The 23,860-nt window shown below is 69.8% G+C and carries 18 protein-coding genes and 1 tRNA gene; 13 read left to right on the top strand and 6 right to left on the bottom strand.

The genetic code is table 11. The features are described 5' to 3' along the window. Window position 1: 1 nt before the first annotated feature. Together QMF98_RS16725 and QMF98_RS16720 are read right to left on the bottom strand one after the other, a co-directional pair. On the bottom strand, window positions 2-547 hold the full coding sequence (locus QMF98_RS16725) for an FHA domain-containing protein FhaB/FipA (RefSeq protein WP_337974038.1): 546 nt from the start codon (window positions 545-547) through the stop codon (window positions 2-4). A gap of 9 nt (window positions 548-556) precedes the next feature. Continuing rightward, window positions 557-1,264 (bottom strand): FHA domain-containing protein, encoded by a 708-nt coding sequence (locus QMF98_RS16720; RefSeq protein ID WP_263731025.1) that lies wholly within the window; start codon window positions 1,262-1,264, stop codon window positions 557-559. Window positions 1,265-1,564: 300 nt separating this feature from the next. Between QMF98_RS16720 and QMF98_RS16715 the strand changes: the two genes are divergently transcribed. The 8 genes from QMF98_RS16715 (at window position 1,565) to QMF98_RS16680 (ending at window position 12,439) form a co-directional block, all read left to right on the top strand. Further along, window positions 1,565-1,647: transfer RNA gene (locus QMF98_RS16715), tRNA-Leu, on the top strand. Between the two features lie 309 nt (window positions 1,648-1,956). Then, complete coding sequence (locus QMF98_RS16710) at window positions 1,957-4,485, top strand: glycoside hydrolase family 32 protein (protein ID WP_337974037.1); 2,529 nt, start codon at window positions 1,957-1,959, stop codon at window positions 4,483-4,485. A gap of 794 nt (window positions 4,486-5,279) precedes the next feature. Next, window positions 5,280-6,707, top strand: a complete 1,428-nt coding sequence (locus tag QMF98_RS16705; RefSeq protein ID WP_337975662.1) for a GH32 C-terminal domain-containing protein — start codon at window positions 5,280-5,282, stop codon at window positions 6,705-6,707. Between the two features lie 69 nt (window positions 6,708-6,776). Next, window positions 6,777-8,108, top strand: a complete 1,332-nt coding sequence (locus QMF98_RS16700) for an ABC transporter substrate-binding protein (protein WP_337974036.1) — start codon at window positions 6,777-6,779, stop codon at window positions 8,106-8,108. A 109-nt stretch (window positions 8,109-8,217) separates the two neighbouring features. Continuing rightward, window positions 8,218-9,099 carry a carbohydrate ABC transporter permease gene (locus tag QMF98_RS16695; RefSeq protein ID WP_337974035.1) on the top strand — a complete coding sequence of 294 codons (882 nt, stop codon included), beginning with the start codon at window positions 8,218-8,220 and terminating at the stop codon, window positions 9,097-9,099. After that, a complete protein-coding gene (locus tag QMF98_RS16690; RefSeq protein WP_337974034.1) occupies window positions 9,096-10,001 on the top strand; it encodes a carbohydrate ABC transporter permease in 906 nt (301 codons plus the stop codon). The genes QMF98_RS16695 and QMF98_RS16690 overlap by 4 nt, the downstream gene beginning before the upstream one ends. Before the next feature lie 78 nt (window positions 10,002-10,079). Then, window positions 10,080-11,078 carry a LacI family DNA-binding transcriptional regulator gene (locus tag QMF98_RS16685; RefSeq protein WP_490715629.1) on the top strand — a complete coding sequence of 333 codons (999 nt, stop codon included), beginning with the start codon at window positions 10,080-10,082 and terminating at the stop codon, window positions 11,076-11,078. Next, window positions 11,075-12,439, top strand: a complete 1,365-nt coding sequence (locus QMF98_RS16680; RefSeq protein WP_337974033.1) for a glycoside hydrolase family 32 protein — start codon at window positions 11,075-11,077, stop codon at window positions 12,437-12,439. Before QMF98_RS16685 ends, QMF98_RS16680 begins: the two co-directional genes overlap by 4 nt. A 254-nt stretch (window positions 12,440-12,693) precedes the next feature. Here QMF98_RS16680 and QMF98_RS16675 read toward each other — a convergent pair whose 3' ends face one another. Then, window positions 12,694-13,497 (bottom strand): SMP-30/gluconolactonase/LRE family protein, encoded by an 804-nt coding sequence (locus QMF98_RS16675; RefSeq protein WP_337974032.1) that lies wholly within the window; start codon window positions 13,495-13,497, stop codon window positions 12,694-12,696. A gap of 1 nt (window position 13,498) precedes the next feature. Continuing rightward, window positions 13,499-14,167, bottom strand: coding sequence for an alpha/beta fold hydrolase (locus tag QMF98_RS16670; protein ID WP_337974031.1), 669 nt, complete (start codon window positions 14,165-14,167; stop codon window positions 13,499-13,501). A gap of 137 nt (window positions 14,168-14,304) precedes the next feature. Here QMF98_RS16670 and QMF98_RS16665 point away from each other — a divergent pair, with 137 nt between their 5' ends. Then, window positions 14,305-14,952, top strand: coding sequence for a winged helix-turn-helix transcriptional regulator (locus QMF98_RS16665; protein ID WP_337974030.1), 648 nt, complete (start codon window positions 14,305-14,307; stop codon window positions 14,950-14,952). A gap of 15 nt (window positions 14,953-14,967) precedes the next feature. Here QMF98_RS16665 and QMF98_RS16660 read toward each other — a convergent pair whose 3' ends face one another. Both QMF98_RS16660 and QMF98_RS16655 read right to left on the bottom strand, forming a co-directional pair. Continuing rightward, window positions 14,968-15,675 carry a 2,3-bisphosphoglycerate-dependent phosphoglycerate mutase gene (locus QMF98_RS16660; RefSeq protein ID WP_337974029.1) on the bottom strand — a complete coding sequence of 236 codons (708 nt, stop codon included), beginning with the start codon at window positions 15,673-15,675 and terminating at the stop codon, window positions 14,968-14,970. A 60-nt stretch (window positions 15,676-15,735) separates the two neighbouring features. After that, window positions 15,736-16,602 (bottom strand): helix-turn-helix domain-containing protein, encoded by an 867-nt coding sequence (locus QMF98_RS16655; protein WP_337974028.1) that lies wholly within the window; start codon window positions 16,600-16,602, stop codon window positions 15,736-15,738. Window positions 16,603-16,695: 93 nt separating this feature from the next. Between QMF98_RS16655 and QMF98_RS16650 the strand changes: the two genes are divergently transcribed. The 4 genes from QMF98_RS16650 (at window position 16,696) to QMF98_RS16635 (ending at window position 23,838) form a co-directional block, all read left to right on the top strand. Further along, complete coding sequence (locus QMF98_RS16650; protein ID WP_337974027.1) at window positions 16,696-20,052, top strand: DUF5107 domain-containing protein; 3,357 nt, start codon at window positions 16,696-16,698, stop codon at window positions 20,050-20,052. A gap of 120 nt (window positions 20,053-20,172) precedes the next feature. Further along, entirely contained in the window at window positions 20,173-21,201 is a 1,029-nt protein-coding gene (locus tag QMF98_RS16645; RefSeq protein ID WP_337974026.1) for a substrate-binding domain-containing protein, read from the top strand. A gap of 88 nt (window positions 21,202-21,289) precedes the next feature. Next, on the top strand, window positions 21,290-22,783 hold the full coding sequence (locus tag QMF98_RS16640) for a sugar ABC transporter ATP-binding protein (protein WP_337974025.1): 1,494 nt from the start codon (window positions 21,290-21,292) through the stop codon (window positions 22,781-22,783). Window positions 22,784-22,794: 11 nt separating this feature from the next. Then, window positions 22,795-23,838 carry an ABC transporter permease gene (locus QMF98_RS16635; protein WP_337974024.1) on the top strand — a complete coding sequence of 348 codons (1,044 nt, stop codon included), beginning with the start codon at window positions 22,795-22,797 and terminating at the stop codon, window positions 23,836-23,838. Window positions 23,839-23,860: the final 22 nt, after the last annotated feature.

Here is a 23,860-nt window from a genome sequence, read left to right as displayed (position 1 = left end):
GTTACCTCTGCAGCTCGAGGACGCTGCGGCCCACCCGCACCGGCGTGCCGGTGGGGACGGGGGTGGGTGACTCGACGCGACGCTCGCCGACGAACGTGCCGTTGGTGGAGCCGAGGTCCTCGACGAACCACTGGTCGCCCTGCTGGAACAGGCGGGCGTGGCGGGAGGACGAGTAGTCGTCGTCCAGCACCAGGGTGCAGCTGGGCGAGCGGCCGACCAGCACGGACGACGAGCCCAGCGGGAGGATGGTGCCGCGCAGCGCCCCTTCGGTCACCACCAGGCGGGTGGGGCCGCCGGTGGAGCGCGAGCGGCGCGGCTGCCGGGCCGGTGCGGCGGCCTCGGGTGCCGCGGGGCTCGGCGGTTCCGGGATGGTGGACGCGGGGACCGGCTGGGCGTTACTGCTGCGGGCGGCCTGCGCGGCGCGTCGGCGGTCGACGATCCGGGTGCCGTACAGGTCCCGGCGGAGCACCGAGATGGCGGACAGCACCAGGACCCACAGCAGCGCCAGGTATCCCCAGCGCAGCAGAGTGACCGTGACCTCGCTCATGCGCCGGTGTCACCCGTCCGCTTCCGGCTCGCCACCGGTCCAGAACAGGATCCGGGTGCGGCCGATGGTGAGCGTGTTGCCGTCGAGCAGGGTGGCGGCGGGGACCTGGTGGCCCTCGACGAACAGTCCGTTGGTGGAGCCGAGGTCCGTGGCGATCACACCGTCCGGCGTGACGCGGATCTCCAGGTGCCGACGGGAGACGCCGGGGTCGTCGACGATGATGTCCGCCTCCGAGCCGCGGCCGATCACCGTCACCGGACCGGTCAGCAGGTACCGCTGACCGTCGATGTCCAGCAGCGGGTGCCGCGGGCTCGGCGCAGCCGTGGTGGCCGGCGCCACCGCACCGCGCACCGTCGAGCTCTTCACCGTGAACCGGCCCGTCTCCAGGTCCGGGTCCTCGGCGAAGGACACGGTCACCGGCCCGACGAAGGCGTACCGCTGGCTGGCGGCGTGGTCGGTGACGTTCGCCGCGAACTCGTCGGCCAGCGTCTCGGCGCCCCACGCCTCGACCTGGTCGTAGTCCGACGTGGACAGCTCGATGACGAAGTCGTTGGGCACGACGGTCCGGTCCCGGTCCACCACCGCCGCCCGGTCGTCCACCTCGCGGCGCAGCGCGCTGACCAGCTCGACCGGCTTGACCTCGCTCCGGGCGAAGCGGGTGAAGGCGTTGTTGACCGCGCGCTCCACCCCGTTCTCGAACTTGTCGAGGATGCCCATCACGCCACCTCCTTCACCGGTCGTCGCCGGCGGAGGGGCCAGGCGAGGGGGTGTGCGCGAGCGTGGGTGCGCGCCGACCCGGTTCGATCGTATCCGCGTGGGCAGCGCGCTGCGGCGTCGGTGCTGCTCGGCGCGCTGGTGTGGGCCGTTGGTGCCGGGTCTGGGGGGACCGCTGCCGGTGCGGCGCGGGGCCGTGGGGAGGGCTCGTCCGTGCCCGCGGCGGGGGCTGGAGGGGCGCTTGCGGGGGGTCATGACGGTGGCGTCGGGGGCCCCTGGCACCGTGCTAATGTTCTCCGGCGCGCGCGAGTGGCGGAACGGCAGACGCGCTGGCTTCAGGTGCCAGTGTCCGAAAGGGCGTGCGGGTTCAAATCCCGCCTCGCGCACAGAGGGGTGTCCGTCCAACGGATGCTCTTGGGTTCGGCTAACTCCCGGTCGGGGTCTTCCTCGGCCGGGAGTTGCTGTTTGCGGGGCTGACCTGGGTGTTCGCTAGCACGCTGTCGTGCTAGCCCGGGTGGTCGTCGCGGTGGTGGCTTGTTGGGTGGGCACGCCCGCCGGCTGTGTGGTGCCGGCGGTGGGGTTGGTGACCACTCGAAGGAGACTTCCGGCGACACCAAGATGCCCCTTGATGGAACGTTTGAGCACGAATACAGTGACGCGCGTCACGCTGGTCAAGCGTTTGATCAAGGAGTCCGATGAACGTGCGCGCTCTGAAGAACTTCCGGCCTTGGGCCGCCGTCCGCCGTGTTGCCGTCGGTGCAACTGCGGCTGCTGCAGCCGGGGCTGCGGTTGCGGCACTTGCGTTGGCCGCACCGTCGCTGCATCTGGGCGGTGCACGGTTGGTCACGGAGACCACCGCTCCAGCCGACACCCAGCGCGCCGTCTACCACCTCACGCCTCCTTCGGGGTGGCTGAGTGACCCGCAGCGCCCGATAACGATCGGCGGCACGACGAGCCTGTACTACCTTTCGAGCGCACTCGACAACGGACCGGGCGGATGGCGACACACGACGACGTCCGACAACGCCGTCTTCACGGATCAGGGCGCGGCCATCCCTCTTTCTAGCCGGTTCCCCGTGTGGACTGGGTCGTCGGTGGTCGACACCAACAACACCGCCGGCTTCGGCGCAGGTGCTGTGGTGGCGTTGGCGACGCAACCCACCGACGGCGATGCGTACAAGCAGGAGCAGTACCTGTGGTACTCCACGGACGGCGGCTCGACGTTCACGCCCTACGGGGCGCCGGTCATCACGAACACCGACGGCTCCAACTGGTTCCGCGACCCGAAGATCGCCTGGGACAGCACCCACTCCGACTGGGTCGCCGTCATCGGTGAGCAGCAGAAGGCGGTCTTCTACACCTCGGTCGACCTCAAGCACTGGACCTACAGTTCGACCTTCTCGTACACCAGCCCGAACATCGGCGGGTTCGAGTGCCCCGACCTGTTCCAGATGAAGGCCGACGACGGCACCACCCATTGGGTCCTGGGAGCCAGCATGCAGGGCGACTACAGCGGCCAACCTGACACCTACGCCTACTGGCCCGGGAACTGGGACGGGACGTCGTACACCCCCGACCAGTCGGCACCGCAGTGGCTGGACTACGGCTGGGACTGGTACGCCGGCGTGACGTGGCCCGACAGCACCAGCCCCGACACGGTGCGGCATGCGATCGGCTGGATGGACAACTGGAACTACGCCCCCCACCCGATCAAGACCGACCTGAGTGACGGCTACAACGGCCAGATGTCGGTCGTGCGCGACCTGACGCTGAAGTCGGAGGGCAGCGGGGTCTACAGCCTGCTCTCGCAACCGACCTCCGGGCTGGATGGCATCACCAGCCGCACGTCGACCCTTCCGACTCAGACTGTCGACGGCCAAGGCCAGCTTGCGTACCACGGCGCGGCCTACGAGCTCGATACCGACGTTGCCTGGACGAGCGCCACCAACGTCGGCGTCTCCGTCGGCGTCTCCTCAGACCTGGACCACAAGACGAGCATCGGCTACTACCAGGGCAACGTGTACGTCGACCGGACCGCCTCGGACTTCACCGCACACGCCTTCGGCGGCCTGAAGCAGTCCCAGGCGCCCGTGGGTGCAGGGCGCACGTCCCTCCATCTCAGGATCCTCGTCGACCGCTCGAGCGTGGAGGTCTTCATCGACGACGGTCGGCAGGTGCTGTCGAACCAGGTGATGTTCGACCCGAACGACAACGGCATCCTGCTCTACAGCTCGGGCGGCAGCGCCACCTTCAGCAACACCTCCATCCGCGAGCTCGACAGCATCACGACCGCTGCAGCACCCGACATGCCCTACGACGACTTCGAGTCCTCCACGTATGGGAGCTGGACGACGTCCGGCACTGCCTTCGGCGCGGGTCCGGCGTCCGGCACCCTGCCCGGCCAGCAGCCCGTCAGCGGCTACGAAGGATCCAGGCTTGCGACCAGCTACAACGGCGGCGACGCCTCCACCGGCACGCTCACCTCGCCGTCGTTCACCATCGGGGCGCGCTACATCAACGCGCTCGTCGGCGGCGGCAATCATCCACGGCCGTCGACGCTGTTCCAGGGCTTCGAGGGCTCCACGTGGGGAAGCGGCTGGACCGCATCAGGCGACTTCGCCAGCCAGGGACCGAGCGCCGACTCCCTGCCGAACCAGGTCGGTTCCCAGGTGCTCGACACCTACGTCGGCGGCGGAGACTCCGCCATGGGCGCAGTCCGGTCGCCCGACTTCACGATCACACGCGACTACATCGACTTTCTCATCGCGGGTGGCAACCACCCCTACTTCGCAAGCGGTGCCACCGCGGTCAACCTGATCGTCGACAACACCGTGATGCGCACCGCCACAGGTCACGACTCGGCCACCATGTCCAGCGTGAGCTGGGACGTTCATGACCTCATCGGACGGACGGCGCACCTCGAGGTCGTCGACCACGCGGCGGGGTCCTGGGGGCACCTGATGGTGGACCAGATCCTCTTCAGCAGCGTGCCGAATGCAGTCGTCGGTGAGTCCGACGACCAGACCACGGTGAACCTCCTCGTGGGTGGCCAGGTCGTGCGCACGATGACCGGCCACGACGACGAGCACCTGACGTGGCAGACCTGGGACGTGAACGACCTCGTCGGCCAGACCGCGGAGCTGCAAGTCGTCGACAACAACACCGGCTCGTGGGGTCACATCTCTCTCGACCAGGTCACATTCTCCAACAAGCCGGCGTCCTGACCCCGGCGAGCACCGACATGGATGTACACACCCATGACAGCCATGACGAACGGCGAGAGGCTGCGAGGCCAGGTGGACCGCTGCCCGGCGTGTGGGTCGCCGAAGGTGTGGTGCGGACCTCCTACGCACGCGCGAAGACGTCCTGACCGGGCAGCCGCACCTGGCCCGGGTTCACCGTCGTAGCGGAACGAGCGACTGGCCGTGCTGTGGCTTGCGGCCAGTCGCTCGGGCCCACCGGGGACCGTTCGACTCAGCTGCTCGTGCTCGTGCTCCCGGCCTCGCCCTTCAACGTCACAGCGGTCGCAGTCAGGACCGGCGTGCGCTGGCCTCAGACCTCGCCTCACCATGCGGGTACCAAGGGGGAACCGCCGCGCGGGGCGCACCACTCCCGCGGTTGGCGGCCGAGCGTCTCACCTGACCCATTAGCCCCACAACGTCGGGCCGCTCCATAGAGAAGGCTGACCCCTAGACGACCCCAACTCCTCGCGAGACGAAGCGGCATTGCTGCCGCGGTTGCGCCCTCAGTGGACCTCGCCACGGCGCTCTCCTGCGGCTGCCGGTCGTGCACGCCCCGCGGATCCTTCACGCCGTGGGACTCGCTCAACCGATGGCCTTCGTCGTTGTCGTGTCCGTGCCGGGCGGGGAGGCGCCGGCGGCCCAATCGGCCGCCGGCTCCGGGGCGGAGTCTGCGGCAACGGAGCTCGTGGCCGGCGCAGATCAAACGCTTGACCATCGCGCGGCGCACCGGCTAGCCTCAGATCAAACGTTTGAGCGAAGGGGCTCCCGAAGTGACGATCGAGTATTCGGCCTTCTTCCAGCCGGAGTCGGGCTGGGTGGGGGACGTGATCCCCGTGGCCGTCGATGGTGCGTTCTGGCTCTTCTACCTGCTGGAGCGGCGTGACGACCCGAAGCCTGGAACTCCGTGGGCTCTGGCCGTGACGAAGGATCTTGTCCGGTTCGACGACCGAGGGATCAGCTTCGAGTGCGGTGGACCGGCCGACCCCGACTTCAATGCCTACACGGGCAGCGTCGTGCGCGACGACGCCAACGTCTTCCACCTGTTCTACACAGCTCAGAACCCCGAACGCCTCGGAGCAGACGGACTGCCGCTGCAGGTCGTGCGTCGCGCGACAAGTGCCGACGAGATGGGCACGTGGGTGCGCGATGCCGCCTGGGAGCTGGGCGCACCGGCCGGGTACGAGACAGCTGACTGGCGCGACCCGTTCGTCTTCTACGACGACCAGGCCGGGCTCTGGCGGATGGTGATCGCCGGACGCCACCAGGAAGGGCCCGACCGTCGTCGGGGAGTCCTGGCGCAGCTCACCTCGACAGATCTCGTCGACTGGACGTTGACGGAGCCGTTCTGGGATCCGCACCGGTTCCTGATGCACGAGTGCCCGGACGTCTTCGCGTGGGGCGACTGGTGGTACCTGGTGTTCTCCGAGTTCTCGGAGACGTTCACAACCCGGTACCGCGTCGGTACGAGCCCGACCGGTCCCTGGACCGTCCCGGATCACGACACTGTCGATGGCCGCGCCTTCTACGCGGCCAAGTCCGCCGCGCGCGGCGATCGTCGGTTCTTCTTCGGCTGGATCGCCAGCAAGGAAGGTAACTGCGACGCGGGGGCCTGGCAGTGGGCGGGGACCCTGTCCACTCTGGAGGCGCACCAGAACGACGACGGAAGCCTGCGGTTCGGGTTGCCGGCCGAGCTGGTCGAAGGATTCAACCGGGATGTGCCGGTCATCGACATCCCGACACCGTTGGTCCTGGACGCCCCAGACGGGTACGCGGCGGTCGTGTCGACCGTCGCCGCGCCGGTGACCGGCTACCTGAGGGTCGCCTTCGACATCACCGACGGCACCACCGAGGCGGGCGTACTCCTTCGGGCTAGCGCCGACGGTGACGAGGGGTACGTGGTCCGGTTGGAGCCGCGCCGCCATCGGATGGTGCTCGACCGGTGGCCACGCGCTTCGACCGGCCCGATGCAGTGGCAGATCTCCGGCGATGTGCCGTTCGACCTGGAACGTCCGTGCACCCTTCCGGCCGGTGAGCACGTCCTGGAGGTCGTGCTCGATCACGACCTGCTGGTGGCCGTCGTCGACGGTGCCGTCTCGCTCAGTGCTCGGATCTACGACCGGAACGCCGGCCGGGTCGGAGTCTTCGTCGGGGAAGGGCGCGCCACGGTGACCGACCTCAGCCTGCGGGTTCGAGCTGACAGCTGAGCCCGTCCATGCTCCACCTCTCTTCGTTGTGAAGAGAGCCACCACCCCATCAAGGAGATGAGCTGTTCGATGAAGAACACGATGAAGGTGACCGCCGTGGCCGCCGCGGTGGCTCTCCTCGCCGCGTGCAGCAGCGGCGGTGGCGGCGCCACGGCGAGCGGGAACGCGACCGGGCCGGTCAAGGGTCGGCAGATCTCATGGCTGCTGTCCCGGCCTGCGGACGGGGCGGTCATCACCACGATGAAGAAGATCGCCGAGGACTACGCGTCCACGCACCCGGGATTCTCACTGAACCTGATCACCACCCCGGATCGACCGTCCTACATCCAGAAGTACGAGACCCTCGCAGCGGCGAACAAGCTGCCCGAGCTCTTCGACACCGACGCGACCCCGTTCGCGCAGAAGCTGGCCAAGCAGGGCAAGCTCGTGGACGTCGACAAGCTCCTGAAGGACCTGGGCCTGTATGACAGCTACCGGGCGAACGCGCTGAACTACCAGCGTTTCGACGACGGGTCGCTGTACATGGTGCCGATGCAGTTCGAGCTGGAGTTCTTCTGGTACAACAAGGCGCTCTTCCAGAAGGCCGGCGTCTCGGTGCCGACGTCATTGGATGACATCCCGGCGATGTGCACGGCGCTGCGGACGGCCGGAGTGACACCGATCGCGATTGACGGGCAGGACCAGTGGCCGCTCGAGCGGTACATGTCCTACCACCCGTTCCGCACCGCTGGACCTGACTACGTCAAGACCCTCAAGACGGGCGGTGCGAAGTTCTCCGACGCGGCCGGCACCGCGGCAGCGGACTGGCTGGCCAAGCTCGGCTCGAACAAGTGCTTCCAGGACGGGTTCGCCTCCCAGGGCTACTCCGACGCGCAGAACCTGTTCACCTCGGGCAAGGCCGCGATGTACAACATCGGGACCTGGGAGCTGTCCAGCCTGGCGACCGACAAGCTCGACCCGTCCGTTCGTCAGAACGTTGACTTCTTCCGGCTGCCCGCCGCGGCGGGATCAGCCACAGCGGCCAACGAGTACGTCGCCACGTCGGGCATCGGGATGGCCGTGAGCGCCCAGTCCTACGACCCCCTCGTCAAGGACTTCCTCAAGTTCGCCCTCACCAAGTACCCCGCCGCGTACGCCGCTTCCGGTTCGCTGTCCCCGACGACGAACGTGAAGACCACCGTCCCGGGCAACGCGTCCCCTCTGTACCAGAAGGCCCTCGACGAGGCGAATGACCTCGGCAACGCGATCTGCTTCCCCTGGGACACCCAGCTCGACCCGACGACCAACACCCGCCTGCAGCAGGAGGAGACCCTCCTCGTTCAGGGCGACACATCCGCATCGGCGTTCATCGACACGATGGACAAGACACTGAGCGAGAACGCACCGAAGTTCTTCGGGTGAACGCGCTCACTCGCGGCGCATCCTGACAGCCTCCGCTCTGAGACGGTGGGGCCGGTTCGACCGATCGGGTTCAACCCGTTGAGCCGGCCCCACCTGGAAGGCCCAACCCATGCTTCCCCACCGATCTCGGAAGTCCGTCCTGGTCTTCCTGATCCCCCCGTTGCTGCTGTACGGCGTGGCGGTGCTCTTCCCGATCCTGCAGTCGCTGTTCTTGAGCTTCTTCTCCTGGGACGGCATCAGCTCCCTGCGGTTCGTCGGCACGACGAACTACACCCACATGCTCTTCGGCGACGACGTCTTCTGGCGGGCGTTCCGCAACGCCCTGGGCTACCTGGCGATCTGCCTGGTGCTCCAGCTAGGCGGTGCACTCCTGGTCGCGAGCCTGCTGACCTCAGTGCGACGTGGCCGTGAGGTCTTCAAGACCCTCTACCTGCTGCCGGCGGTGATCTCCACGGTCGCCATCGCCTACCTGTTCGCCCGGATCTACTCGATCGAACCCGTCGGCCTGCTCAACCAGGTACTGCACTGGGTGGGCCTGAGCGGTCTCGAACGCTCGTGGACCTCAGACGTGCACACGGTACTGGCCGCCGTCTCCATCCCCGAGGGGTGGCGGTTCCTTGGCCTGTACACGTTGATCATCTACGCCGCCCTGCTCGCCGTGCCTCAGGAGCTGGAGGAAGCGGCCCGCCTCGACGGAGCCTCCGCGTGGCGAGTCTTCGTCAACATCCGCTTCCCCTACATCCGGCCGGTGTGGACCACGACGACGATCATGGCCACCACGTACGGGCTGCGCGGCTTCGACATCCCCTACATCATGACCAACGGCGGCCCGGGTCAGTCGTCCGAGCTGCTGACCACGTACATGTACAAGACCGCGTTCACCAGCACCGACTACGGCTACGCGAGCTCCATCTCGGTGTTCATCGTCCTGGAGTGCCTCGTGGCAGTCGGCCTCATCGCCCTGCTCTACCGCCGGAAGGCGCTGTCATGACCATCCTCGCGCACCCCACCACGACCATCGCCCAGCCGCGGCGACCCCAGCTCCGCAAGGCGCCACGACGCTCGAGGCGTGACGGCCACCGAGCGCTGTCGACCGCGTTGGTGATCACGCTGGCCGTCATCCAGATCTACCCGCTGATCTGGGTGTTCCTGACCGCCGTGCGGCCGGAGGCCGACTTCGCGTCCGGGAACCCCTTCGCCCTGCCGCACACGGTCACACTGGACAACTTCTCGCGTGCCTTCGCCATCGGCCGCCTCGGCACCTACATGGTCAACAGTCTGATCGTGACCGCGGGCGCCAACGTCGGCATCGTCGTGTTCGGGATGATGGCCGCCTACGCCATCCAAGTCCTCGGCTTCAGGTTGGCGCGGTTCGTACGGGGGCTGTTCCTCATCGGAATCATCGTCCCCGTCCAGATCGCCCTGGTGCCGCTGTTCATCGACTACTCGCGAGTCGGCCTGCTCGACACCTACCAGTCGATGATCATCCCGCTCGCCGGATTCGCCCTACCGATGTCTGTGTACCTGTTCACCTCGTTCTTCGAGTACATCCCGAGAGAGAACTACGAAGCCGCGTCGCTGGACGGTGCCGGACCGTACCGCGTGTTCTGGTCCATCACGCTGCCCTTGTCGGTCAACACGGTCGTCACCGTGGTGCTCGTCAACAGCATCTTCATCTGGAACGACTTCATCTTCGCCAACACCTTCGTGCTGTCCGAGGGCCTGAAGACGGTCCCGCTCGGGCTCCAGAACTACATCGGCGCGATGGGCAAGATCGACTGGACCGCGACCTTCGCGGCCGTGTGTGTCACGATCACGCCACTCCTGCTTGTGTTCCTCGTCCTGAACAAGGCGATCATCTACGGGCTCGAGAGCGGCGCAACGAAGGGGTAGCACGTGATGTCCACGCAGTCTGGAGCCCCCGGCCCCGACACCGCGGGGAGCGGATCGCACCCACGCCACCCCGTCACGATGCGCGAGGTCGCGGAGGCAGCTGGCGTCTCCGTTGCGACCGTGTCTCTGGTCTTGAACAACAAGAAGGGTGCTCGCATCGGTGCGGAGACCCGCCAGCGTGTTCGCAACGCGGTCAAGGACCTTGGGTACCGACCCAACGCGATGGCCAAGACTCTGGTCAGTGGCACGTCCAAGTTCATCGGCCTTGTCGCTGACGCGATCGCGTCCACCCCGTTCGCCGGGCAGATCATCCACGGCGCCCAGGACGAAGCGTGGAAGCACGGCTACGTCCTGCTCGTGGCGAACACCGAAGGGTCCGAGCACGTCGAGAAGGACGCCATCGCGATGATGCTCGAGCACAAGGTGCACGGCATCTTGTACTCCACCTGGTACCACCGGCCCGTCGAGGTTCCTGACGCTCTGCGAGAGACCGACTTCGTCCTCGTGAACTGCTCCGACCAGGATGGCAACGCGCCCGCCGTTGTGCCCGACGAAGCGCAGGGCGGCTACACCGCGACCACCATGCTGCTCGAGCACGGGCATACGAAGATCGCCTTCATCAACACCACGACGGAGTCCCCGGCGCGCACCGGACGTCTCGCCGGCTACCGCCGGGCACTGTCCGACGCCGGGATCGAGTTCGACCCGGCACTGGTGATCGACGCCGCACCGGACCAGGAAGGCGGCTTCGGCGCAGTGCCTGACGTGCTCAAGACAGGCGCAACAGCCGTCTTCTGCCACAACGACCGCGTCGCCATGGGTGTCTACGACGGGTTGCGGGAGAACGGGATCGCAATCCCTGACGACATCGCCGTCGTGGGGTTCGACAACCAAGAGGTCATCGCCGCCCACCTGCGCCCAACGCTGTCCACCGTTGGGCTGCCCCACTACGAGCTCGGCGTCGCCGGCGTGCGACTCCTGCTAGGTATCGACGCACCGGCGGTGAACGGGGCTACGCGCATCGCGTGCCCGCCGGTGGAACGCAACTCGACCGCCGCGCCAGTGCGCGCCCGATGACCACCCCCGCGGAGCGGTACCGGCCCGCGTTCCACTTCACTCCACGACAGCACTGGATCAACGACCCGAACGGGCTCACCCACCGGGACGGGCGCTGGCACCTCTACTACCAGTACAACCCTGCTGGCGACGACTGGGGCAACATGAGCTGGGGGCACGCAAGCAGCCCCGACCTGGTGAGCTGGACCGAGCACGCCGTCGCCCTCGCGAACGAGGGAGCCGGTCCAGGGGCAGAAGCCATCTACTCAGGCTCCATCGTGAACGACGAGGCAGACTCCTCACGGCTGGGCACGGGCGCACGCGGTCCACAAGTCGCTATCTACACCAGCGCCTACGGCACCGGACGACAGGCGCAATCCCTGGCCTGGTCTGACGACGGGACCGTGTGGACCAAGTACGAAGGCAACCCCGTCCTCGACCGCGAATCCCATGCCTTTCGGGACCCGAAAGTGACATGGTGGCCGGGTTCGGCGGGCTCGGACGGGTACTGGCTGATGGCCGCAGTCGAAGCCGAGGCACGTCAGGTTGTGTTCTACCGCTCGGCAGACCTACGCGACTGGCGGTTCTTGAGCGCGTTCGGCCCACTGCCACGGCCGGCCGGATTCTGGGAGTGCCCAGACCTGTTCGAACTACCTGTCGACGGCGACCCGGGTCGAACGCGGCATGTTCTGATCCTCAGTGCAAACGACGAACGCGACGCAGCCGGATGCGGAACCTGGTACGCCCTCGGACACTTCGACGGCGTGACCTTCGCGAGCGATGAAGCGGGATTTCGTCGCCTCGACTTCGGGTGGGACTGCTACGCCGCCGTTACCTGGAACGACGCACCCAGCTCGCGGCGCGTCCTGATCGGCTGGATGAGCAACTGGTCCTACGCCGCTGCCACCCCGACGCACCCCTGGCGTGGGGCGATGACGATCCCGCGCGAACTCACACTCGAGACACGGCACGACCACGTCATCCTCGTGCAACGACCCGTCGACGAGCTCCGAGCAGCTGGCATCTTCGGATGGGACATCACCGTCGGTGCCGATCCGGAGGAAGTCGATTCCATCGAGCTCGGCGGAGGACCTGGCGAGACCACGAGCCTGACCTACCACCCGCGTTCCCGCGTGCTCACCCTCGATCGGCGAACGTCAGGAGAAACGTCCTTTCATCCGGACTTCGCGAGGCGCACCTCCGTGCTTGTTGGGGGCGAAGGACCTGTCAGGCTCCACATCATCACGGACTCGTGCAGTGTCGAAGTGTTCGTCAATGACGGGGAGACGGTCCTGACTTCCCTGGTCTTCCCGTCTCGCGCACTCACCCTCGAACGGTCGGAGCCTGACCCTCTTCTCCGGACACCTGGTCTGAGGTGGTGAACGGTTCACGCGGCGAGCTGCCCGGCGCACCTTGACACGCGGTGGCGGGGGACGGTCCAGGCCATGGGTTCACAGCGCGTTCGACGGTGTTCGCCGCCTCCGCATCCAGGAAATCGACCATCGACTCGGTCAAGCCCGGGCGAGCGGAATGCGCGTGTGATCGGGTTTGGACGAACACGCCACAGACAAGATGGGCAAGGACGAAGAGCCGGGAACCTCAGGGTTCCCGGCTCTTTCTGTCCGTCGGTGCGGCGTCACGGGCGGCCGGCGTGCGGCACCCGGACTCGCTCGACGAGGAGCTGACCCGTCGCCTCCGCGTCGAGGAGGTGCGCCATGCCGCGCCAGCGCGCGGCGAGGATGAACAACGTCGTCCCGTCGTCACCGCCGAGCATGCACGCGAACGCACCCCGATCGACGTCGACCGTCTGCAGCACCCGGCCGCCCTCCTGGACCCGGACGCAGCGCTCGTTCGGCACGTCGGCGTACCAGACGGCGCCGTCGGCGTCGAGGCAGATGCCGTCGGGGACGCCGTCGCCGAGGTCTGCCCAGACGCGCCGGTCCGTCAGTGTCGCGTCGTTCTCGATGGTGAACGCGGTGAGGCGGTGGGCGTGCGACTCGGCGACGATGAGGGTCCGGCCGTCCGGGGTGATCGCCATCCCGTTGCCGAAGGCGAGGTCCTCGGCCACCTGGCGTGCGGTGCCGTCTGGACGGACCACGGCGATGACGGTGCCGTTGACGTAGGCGTTGCCGCGCTGATCCACCACGATCTCGTTGAAGACGGGGCTGAGGCTGGTCAGATCGGCGAGCGTGACCAGCGACCCGTCCGGTTCCTGGCGCAGCAGCGTGCCCTCCTGACCGGAGACGACGAGCAGCGTCCCGTCAGGCCGCCAGTCGATCGAGTACGGGACAGTGGTGTCGACCTGCGCGACGACCGTGCTCCGGCCCGCGACGTCGACCGCCAGCACCTGGCCCGTGGTCCAGTTGCACAGCCACAAGCGGCCCTCGTGCCAGCGCGGCGACTCGCCGATCGCGAGGCCGTCCAGCAGCACCGTGGCCACCTCACACCCCCAGCAGGTGGTCGGCGAGCGCGCGAGGCTGCGAGAGCGCGATGAGGTGCCCGCCGGGCAGCACCTCCGGATCGACCCCGAGGCGCTCACGCGCGAGCCGCCGCTGGAACTCGACCGGGAAGAAGCGGTCCTCGGCGCCGATGACGACGCGGAGCGGGACGTCGGGCCAGGACGGGAAGTCGCAGACCGACGCGAAGACGGCATCGCCCTCCGGGCGTTGGTACGGCTCACCCGCGGCGGCGACCTCCGGATCGACGTCGTGCAGGAAGTACGTCGCCAGGTCGAACTCGACGGGATAGCCGCCGCGGACGGCCGCCGCCGTCCGTGCCTCGGCCCAGCCCGTGGCGTCCCACCAGTCGCCGACCTTCTCGCCCGGCGTCGGGATCATCGCGTTCACCAGGACGATCGACCGTACGGGCTCTCGCTGCGCGACCAGCGGTGCGGTGAACCCGCCGAGGGACTGCGCCACCAGCACGACGTCGTCCCGGTCGGGCGTCGCGGCGCAGACCAGATCGACGTACTCGGGCAACGCAGCCGTCTCGTCGGGACCGGGAAGTTCGACGGCGGTCACCTCGTGGCCCGCGTCGGTCAGCATGCGCGCGACGTAGCTCCAGTACCAGCTGTCGCCGCCGGCACCCGGTACGAGGACGTAGGCGCTCACATCAGGCCGACCGTCGGGGGCGTCGCGCCGATCGGGTGTCCGTCGGCCCGCTCGTCGTGGGAGTCGTCAGTACGATCGTCTGCATCGTCCTAATATGGGACTAGCGATCCTAAAAAACAACCACATGGAGATCGATCGTGCCGACGACCTCGCGCTATGACGACCCCTGCGGCATCGCCCGCGCTCTCGACGTGCTGGGCGACCGCTGGGCGTTGCTGGTCGTCCGGGAGCTCGTCTTCGGTGGCAAGCGGTTCGCCCAGATCCGCAAGGGTCTGCACGGCATCAGCCCCAACGTGCTGTCCCAACGCCTGCGCGAGCTGGAGGCCGGTGGCGTCCTCCGCCGCACCGTCCTCGAGCCCCCCGGCGACGTGACCCTCTACGAGCTCACCGACCGCGGCCGGGCGCTCGAGCCCGTGCTGATCGAGCTCGGCAGGTGGGGCAGCCTGGAACCGTTGACGACGGACCGGGAGCTCAGCACGAGTGCCCTGCTCGTCGCCCTCGAGACGGTGTTCGACCCCGGCGCCTCCCGCGACGGCGTCGTGGCGATCCGCATCGACGACGAGCCCTTCACCCTCACGATCACGCAGGGCTCTCTCGACATCCACGCCGGCTGGACGACAGACGCGGACGTGGTGCTCGAGACCGACGCCGCCACCCTGCGGGCGTTCGCCTTCGGGCGCGAGACGCTGAGCGCGGCCGAGGGTGCGCGATGCCTCAGGGTCACCGGGGACCGCGCGCTGGCCGAGCAGCTCGGGCACATGTTCCCCGCGCCTCGGCGGGCCTGACGCCGGAGCGCCGGCTCACAGGGCGGCGTGGTTCTCCAGGTACAGGGCCGGTGGACGGACGTTCCCGGAGGTGTCCGTGCGGTAGGCCAACGGCTGCCCCGGCACGACCCGGAGGGTGTCGACCTCGTCGGGGCCGCAGCTCTCGATCACCCGGCGCAGCGCTCGGAGCGAGTCGGTGTGCGCGACGACCAGGACGGTCCGCCCGGCGGCGAGCTCCGTGCGCAGCGGGCTCTCCCAGAACGGTCGCAGCCGGTCCTCCACCTCGCGCAGCGACTCCCCTTCGCCGAAGGGCAGGCTCTGGACCAGGTCGGCCGTCGGTCGCCACGGCAGTGCTCGGATCCGCTCGGGGCTGGCTGCCGGTGGCTTGCCGCCGGGGGAGAACCGCCACTCGCTCATCGACTCCGCGCCGAACAGGCTGATCGCGCGCGGCTTCGCCACCCCCGTCAGGCAGCCGAGGTCACGGGCCGCCAGGCGCCAGGACGTCACTCGCGGGAGCTTGGCCAGGTCGAGCCGCGCCAGCAGGGCGTCCGCCGTCTCGACGGCTCGGGCCTGCGGAGAGGTCACGACGACGTCCGGGCGCACTCCCCTGCTCGCGAGCAGGTCGGCCACCGTCTGCGCCTCGGCGATCCCCGTCGGCGTCAAGCCGGGATCCAGCAGGCCCGCATAGGACTGCCGGGCATCCGCGTGGCTCTCTCCGTTGCGCAGCAGGATCAGCACGGTCACAGGAGCACCCTGCACCGGCGCGGCCTGCCGCCGGAAGTGGCCGAGCCGGTGCCGTCGAGGTCAGCCCTTGTCGTGGGACCGGTACGACGTCGGGCTCATGCCGTGGACCTTGTGGAAGTGGCGCGAGAAGTAATAGGGGTCGTCGTACCCCACGGCCCGGCCGACCGCCGACACGGGCACCGTCGTGGTGTCCAGCAGCTCCCGCGCCCGGGCCATCCGCTGCCGGGTCTGGTACGCCAGGATGCTGGTCCCCGTCTGCAGCCGGAACAGCTCGGCGAGCCGGGACGGGGACAGGCCGACCAGGGCAGCGAGCTCGGCGACGGAGGTCCGTGTACCGGCGTGTGACTGCAGGTACTCGCGGGCGCGCGTCACGGGGTCGTCCTGCGGGCGTCCCGAGACCTGGTCGGCGGCCAGCAGCGCCATGAAGTGCCAGGCGGCGCCGGCGGCCGCGACGAGGCTCGGCACCGAGTCGTCGTGCTCCATCCGCTCGAGCGCCTGCTCGATCAGGGCGGCGGCGGAGTACGGCTCGCGGAGGGTCACCACCGGCCGTGCGGCGCTGATCCGAGCGGCGTGCAGCAGGTCGGCGACGTCGGGTCCGGTGACGTGCATCCACCAGATCGTCCAGGGGGTGTCGGGGTCGGCGCCGTACACGTGCGGTTCGCCGGCGGGGACGACGAGCACCTGCCCCCGCGTCACGGTCACCCGGTCGGCCCCGAGCTGGCACCAGCCCGACCCCTCGGTCACCAGGATGACGATCGCCTGGGCGGCCCCGCGTGGTCGTTCACGGCCGTGCTCCGTGGCCCGGGGGAAGTAGCCGCAGTCGGTGACGACCAGCCGGCCCGTCGCGGGGCGCCGCAATGCCTGGGCGACGAGCGGGCGCGGCAGCACCTGCAGGCGCTGACCGGCGAAACCCTCGGCGCGCGGCATGCGGCGATCCTTACCCCAGATCGTCGTTTCGTCCAGGTGTGCCGTCGGTTCCGACATTCCGGGGCCACCGTCGGCGTCCGTAGCGTCGGCCGCATGCTCAACGACGAGTCGCGACTCGAGCTCCCGGAGGCCCCGGGCGACGCCTGGGACCAGGGGGTCGCCGCCTGGTCGGAACCCGTCGTGATCGACACCTACCAGCCGCTGGCGCCGACCCGCTTCCCGCTCTACCTCGACCGGCGGGTGTACCAGGGCTCGTCGGGCCGGGTGTACCCCATGCCGTTCCACGAGCGGATCGACCCGGTCAAGCGGCCCAAGCGCTGGCAGGCGGTGCACCTGGAGAACGAGTGGCTCCGCGTGATGGTGCTCCCCGACCTCGGGGGGCGGATCCACGTCGGGCTCGACAAGACGCGGGGCTACGACTTCTTCTACCGGAACAACGTCGTCAAGCCCGCCCTGGTCGGCCTGCTGGGACCGTGGATCTCGGGTGGCGTCGAGCTGAACTGGCCGCAGCACCACCGTCCGGCGACGTTCCTGCCGACGGACGTGACCATCGAGCGTGAGCCGGACGGCTCCGCGACGGTGTGGTGCGCCGATCTCGACCCGTTCATGCGGCTCAAGGGCATGCACGGCGTGCGGCTGCGCCCGGAAAGCGCGGTGGTCGAGCTGCGCGTGCGGCTCTACAACAGGACGGACTCCGTCCAGACGTTCCTGTGGTGGGCCAACGTCGCCGCGCCGGTGAACGACCACTACCAGTCCTTCTTCCCCGCCGACGTGCGGTTCGTCGCCGACCACGCCAAGCGGGCCGTCGTGTCCTTCCCCCACCCGGACGCCCGGTACTACGGCGTGGACTACGCCGCACGCGTCGACGAGGCGCACCCCGACGCGGACCGGCTGGACTGGTTCCGCAACATCCCCGTGCCCACGTCGTACATGGGCGTCGGGTCGCGTGGGGACCACTTCGGCGGCTACGACCACCGCGCCCGGGCCGGCTTCGTCCACGTCGCGGACCACCGCATCTCCCCCGGGAAGAAGCAGTGGACCTGGGGGAACGCGCCCTTCGGGCGGGCGTGGGACCGTAACCTGACGGACGGCGACGGGCCGTACATCGAGCTCATGGCCGGCGTCTACACCGACAACCAGCCCGACTTCTCGTTCCTCGCCCCCGGCGAGACGAAGACTTTCACGCAGTGCTGGTACCCGATCCAGGAGATCGGCCCGGCCGACGTGGCGAACGCCGAAGCGGCGCTCAGCGCGGAGGTGCTCGACGGGGCCGTGCGGGTCGGGGTCGCCGTGACCCGGCGGCGCCCGCAGCTGACCGTGACGGTGCACGACGGTGCAGGAGACGTGGTCGGCACCGCGTCGGGCGCCGCGGAGCCGGGTCGGCCGCTGCTGACGACCGTCGCAGCCGGCACGGGCGCTGTCCGGGTGGTGGTCCGTGCCGGGGACGACGAGCTGATCGCCTGGTCGGACGAGCGGCCGCCGGCCGAGCCGGCACCGGCGCCCGCCACCGAGCCCGTGCCGCCCGAGCAGCTGGCCACCGTGGAGGAGCTGTACCTGACCGGACTGCACCTGGAGCAGTACCGGCACGCCACCCGCTCGCCGGAGGTGTACTGGCAGGAGGCGCTGCGCCGGGACCCCGACGACAGCCGGGTCTGCACGGCGCTCGCACGTCGACGCCACGATGCCGGCCTGCTCGACGAGGCGGAGGCGCTGGCGAACCGGGCCGTCGCACGTCTGACGGCGCGCAACCCCAACCCGCGCGACGGCGAGCCGTTCTACCGGCTGGGGCTGGTGCTGCGCGACCAGGGCCGGACCGCAGAGGCGTACGACGTCCTGGCCAAGGCCTCGTGGAACGCACCGTGGCGGGTCGGGGCCTGGACGGTCATGGCGACGATCGACCTCGCAGCCGGACGTGCCGAGCAGGCGCTCGACCTGACCGGCCGGGTGCTGGGTGTCGAGTCGGGGCACCTGCGTGCGGTGGCGCTGCGCGTCCTCGCGCTGCGTGCGCTCGGCCGGCACGAGGAGGCCCGGGCAGCGGCGACGGCCGCCCGCGCGGTCGACCCGCTCGACTGGTGGCTCCGCGACCTGCTGGGTGAGCGGCTGGACGCCGGCGCGCAGCTGCTGCTCGACGTGGCCCTCGAGTACGCCGCGTGCGGCTCGTGGACCGACGCGTTCCGGCTGCTCGACGCGGCGGCGGAGGCCGAGGCGACCCGGCCGGTGCTCGGGGAGCCGCGGTTGGGACCGTTGGTGGGCTACCACCGGGCACACGTCCTTGCGGCGTCCGGTGACGTGGCCGGGGCCGCAGCGGCGCTCGACCAGGCGCCCGCCGCCGACGTGGCGTGGTGCTTCCCCGGGCGGCTGGCCGACGCGCTGGTGCTCGAGTGGGCGATCGGGCAGCGCCCGGCCGACGGGGTGGCCCGCGGCCTGCTCGGCCACTGGCTGTACGCCCAGGGGCGGCACGCCGACGCCGTCGAGTCCTGGCGACGAGCCGACCCCGAGGACCCCGTGGTGGCGCGGAACCTGGGCATCGCGGCCTGGAACGACGCCCACGACGCGGCCGAGGCGGCAGCCCGGTACGCGCGGGCGCTCGCGCTGGCGCCCGACGACGCGCGCCTCCTGTCGGAACGCGACCAGCTCGCACGCCGCTCCGGGGAGGACCCGGCCGCGCGGCTGGAGCGTCTGGCGGCGCGTCCGGACCTGGTGTCCGAGCGCGACGACCTGTCGGCGCAGCTCGCGGTGCTGCTCACGTTGACGGACGACCCCGCGGCCGCCGTCGCCGTCCTCGGGTCCCGGACGTTCCAGCCGTGGGAGGGCGGCGAGGGCGTGGTGCTCGGTGCCTGGGACCTCGCACAGCTCGACCTGTGCCAGCGGGCGCTCGCGGCCGGTGACGCGTCAGCCGCCGAGGCGGCGGCTCGAGCGGCGCTGGACCCACCGGCGAACCTGGGCGAGGGGCGCCACCTGCTGGCGAACCGCGCCGACCTGGACCTCGCGCTCGGCGACGCGTCGGCGCTAGCCGGCGACGGCGACGCTGCCAGGGCGTCCTGGCTCCGGGCCGCGACCGCCGACGGGGACTTCCTCGACATGGCCCCCACCGCGGTCAGCGAGAAGACCGTGTTCTCCGTCCTCGCATGGCAGCGCCTCGGCGAGCACGTCCGGGCCGGTGCGCTCCTCGAGGGGCTGGACGCGGAGGCGACGGTGGCCAAGAGCGCCGAGGCGACGATCGACTACTTCGCGACGTCGCTGCCGACCCTGCTGCTGTTCGACGACGACCTGACGCTGCGGCGTCGGGTGACCGCCCGCATCCTGCGGGCCCAGGCCGCAGCCGTCCGGGGTGACCACGCGTCCGCCCGGCGGCTGTGCGACGAGGTGCGGGCGATCGACCCCTGCAACCCGCACCTGCACGTCCTGCAGACCTCTCTGCTCCGGGAGGTCCGACACGACAGAGAGTGACCCGCCCCGCAGCACCCGTAGCGACCGCACCACCACGGCGTGACCACCGCGGAGCCCCGACCAGGTCCGCAGGACGCCGCATCCCACGACTGATGGTTTCCCCAACGGAGAGGAAGCACGATGTTCCACATCATGCGACGACGGGTGACACTGACCGTCGCCCTGGCGGCGACCGTGACGCTGCTCGCGGCATGCTCCAGCGGCGCCTCGGGCTCCGGGTCCTCGGGCTCGGCCGGCGCGTCCGGTGGCGCGAAGCACATCCGGATCGGCGCCATGTACCTGGACTCCCAGGGCTACTACGGCGGCGTCCGCGCCGGCGTGAAGAAGGCCGCCGACGCCTCGGGCGTCAAGGTCGACATCGTCGAGAGCACCTCGGCCGGTGACGTCTCGAAGGAGAACTCCTTCATGAGCTCGCTGATCGCCTCGGGCGTGAACGCGATCATCATGTCGGCCGTCTCCACCGACGGCTCCGTCGCCGCGGTCAAGCAGGCGCACGACGCCGGCATCCCGGTGATCTGCTACAACACCTGCGTCAACGACGACGCCGTGAAGCAGTACGTCTCGGCGTACATCCTCGGTGACCCGGTGAAGTTCGGGCAGATGATGGGCGACTTCGCCGGCAAGTACTTCACCGACCAGAAGGTGGCCGACCCGAAGATCGGCGTGATCAACTGCGAGCAGTACGAGGTCTGCCAGCAGCGCATGCAGGGCTTCAAGGACGCCTTGACCAAGGCGGTGCCGGGCGCCACGATCGCCGCCGACCAGCAGGGCACGGAGTCCGACACGGCGATCTCCGTCGGCGAGCAGATCCTCACCTCGCACCCGGACGTCACCGGCATGTACGGCCAGTCCGGCGGTGCGACGGTCGGTGCCTTCAAGAGCATCTCCAACCGCGGCAAGGACGGCCAGATCGCCGCCTTCGGGTCGGACATGACCACCGACATCGCCACGGCGCTGAAGGCCGGGACCGTGCTCAAGGGCGTGGTCGACATCTCCGGCATCGAGGTCGGCAAGCTCGCCTTCGCCGCGGCGCAGGACGCGATCGCCGGCAAGAAGCTGGACGACAAGGTGATCCAGGCGCCGATCAAGCTCTACACGCCGGCGGATGCGCAGGCGTGGCTGGACAGCCACCCCGACGGGTTGCCGTGATCGTTCGACCCACCGCCGGCCGGGGTCTGCACGGGCCCCGGCCGGCCCGGCCGGAGACGGTGCACCGGCTCAGTCAGGAGGACGGCAGATGGCTGCGGTGATCGCGGAGACGCGCGGCGTCTCGAAGCAGTACCCCGGTGTGCAGGCGCTGGACCACGTCGACTTCGCGGTACACGCCGGCGAGGTGCGGGCGCTGCTCGGTGCCAACGGCGCCGGCAAGTCCACGCTGATCCGGGTGCTCGCCGGTGTCGAGCGTCCCGACGAGGGAGCCGTGCTGCTGCAGGGCGAGCCGCTGGGCGACGGCGGCGTCAAGGAGGCCTCGGCGCGGGGCGTCGCCACGGTGTACCAGGAGCTCAGCCTGGTGCCGGGGCTGTCGGTCGCCGAGAACCTGTTCCTCGGGCACTGGCCGCGTGGCCGCTCGGGGCTGGACTACGCCGCGATGCGCGCGGCGTCGCGTACCGCGCTCACCTCGCTCGGCGTGGACATCGACCCGCGGCGCGAGGTGGCCTCCCTCACCCTGGCCGAGCAGCAGATCGTCGAGATCGCGCGGGCGTTGCAGGAGCAGCCCCAGCTCCTGGTGCTGGACGAGCCGACCAGTGCGTTGGCCAGCGCCGAGGTGGCGCTGGTGCTGCGGACCGTCCGGGCGATCGCGGCGCGCGGCGTCGGCGTCATCTTCGTCAGCCACCGGATGGACGAGATCCGCACGGTGGCGGACGCGATCACCGTGATGCGCGACGGCAGGGTGGTGGCGACGTTCGACACCGGCCACGCGTCGACCCAGGACGTGGTGTCGGCCATGGTCGGTGACCAGGAGCGCGTGGCTGCCGGGGCCGCACGGGTGGCGCGGCGGGACGGTGCCGTGCGGCTCGCGGTGCACGAGCTGGTGGTCCCGCCGAAGCTCTCGGGCGTGACGTTCGAGGCCCGTGCGGGAGAGGTGCTCGGCATCGCCGGGCTGCTCGGCTCCGGGCGGACGGAGCTGCTGCGGGCGGTCGCCGGCTACGACCGCATCACGGGCGGCCGCGTCGAGGTGGACGGCAGGGCGTGCCGGCCGCGTCCGGCCCTGATGCGCCGCCTCGGCGTCGGCATGACGCCCGAGAACCGCAAGCGGGACGGCGTCGTGCTGGAGATGGGCGTCGACGAGAACATCGTCATGTCCCGGTACGCCTCCGTGGCGCCGCGTGGGGTGCTGTCCCGCCGCCGCGTGCAGGACGCGGCGGGCCACGTGCGCGACCGCCTGCGGATCAAGGTCGCCGACCTCTCCGCGCCGATCGCCAACCTCAGCGGTGGCAACCAGCAGAAGGCGGTGATCGGCCGCTGGCTGCACGCCGGCAGCACGGTGCTGCTGCTGGACGAGCCCACGCGCGGCGTCGACGTCGAGGCGAAGGCGCAGATCTACCGGATCATGCGGTCGGTCGCCGACGAGGGCGCCGCCGTGGTGTTCGTCTCGAGCGAGCTCGAGGAGCTGCCGCTCGCCTGCGACCGCGTGCTGGTCCTCCGGCAGGGCCGGATCGCCGACGAGCTGGTCGCGCCCGACATCGAGCTGTCCCGTCTGCTGGCGGCCTCCATGGCCGCGACCGTCTGAGAGGTGCCGTCATGACCACCAAGACAGCCACCGTGGAGACCGACGGCACCGCCACCGGCCCGAGCCGTCGGGGGTGGCGCGAGCTCGCCGTGCCGCGGTCGACCACCGCGCTGAACATCGTCGGGCTGCTCGTCGCCATCGTCGTGCTCTACGCCGTCCTGTCCGGCACCGCCCGCGGGTTCGCCAGCCCGGCCAACCAGCTGGGCCTGCTGCGCGACGCGGCGCTGATCGGGGTCGCCGCCACCGGGATGACCCTGGTGATCATCGCCGGCGAGATCGACGTGTCCATCGGCCCGGCGGTCGCGTTCGCGTCGGTGATCGTCGCCAAGGCGATGACCGCGTGGCACCTGCCGACGGTGCTGGCGATCCTGGTCACGGTCGCGATCGGGGCGGCATGGGGCGGGGTCGTCGGGGTGCTGCGGGCGCGGTTCAAGGTGCCGTCGTTCATCGGCACGCTGGGGCTCTGGAACATCCTGGGTGGGCTGGCGCTGTACACGACCAACGCGCTGCCGGTGCCGTTCTCTCCGCGCGACCGGATCATGAACGTGCTGTCCGACCGGGTCCTCGGCATCCCGACGCCGGCCTGGGTGATGGTGATCGCCTTCGTCGTGTTCGGCTTCGTCGCGCGCAAGACGGCCTACGGACGCTCGGTGTACGCCATCGGCGGCAACGCGCCGGCCGCCCGCCTGGCCGGCATCCCCGTCGACCGCACCCGCATCCTCATCTTCGTCACCACCGGCGCCCTGTCCGCCATCAGCGGAGTGCTGCTCGCCGCACGGCTCGGCTCGGGCAACGGCGGCGCCGCGGGCGGCCTGGAGTTCAAGGTGATCGCCGCCGTGGTGATCGGCGGGACGGCGATGGCCGGCGGACGCGGCAGCCTGTTCGGCAGCTTCCTGGGCGTCATCTTCATCACGCTGATCGGCAACGGCCTGGTGCTGCTCGGCGTGAACTCGTTCCTCCAGACGGTCGTGACCGGCGCCATCATCGTGCTCGCCGTCCTGATCAACGTCACCCTGTCCGGCCGGCGCGCGCTCGCCGGCACCACCACCGACTAGAAGTCCGACGAGAGGTCAGTGA

This window comes from Cellulomonas sp. NTE-D12 (assembly GCF_027923705.1).
GTDB lineage: Bacteria > Actinomycetota > Actinomycetes > Actinomycetales > Cellulomonadaceae > Cellulomonas.
Note: the sequence above shows the minus strand (reverse complement) of the source record. Positions and strands in the feature narration are given on the sequence as shown.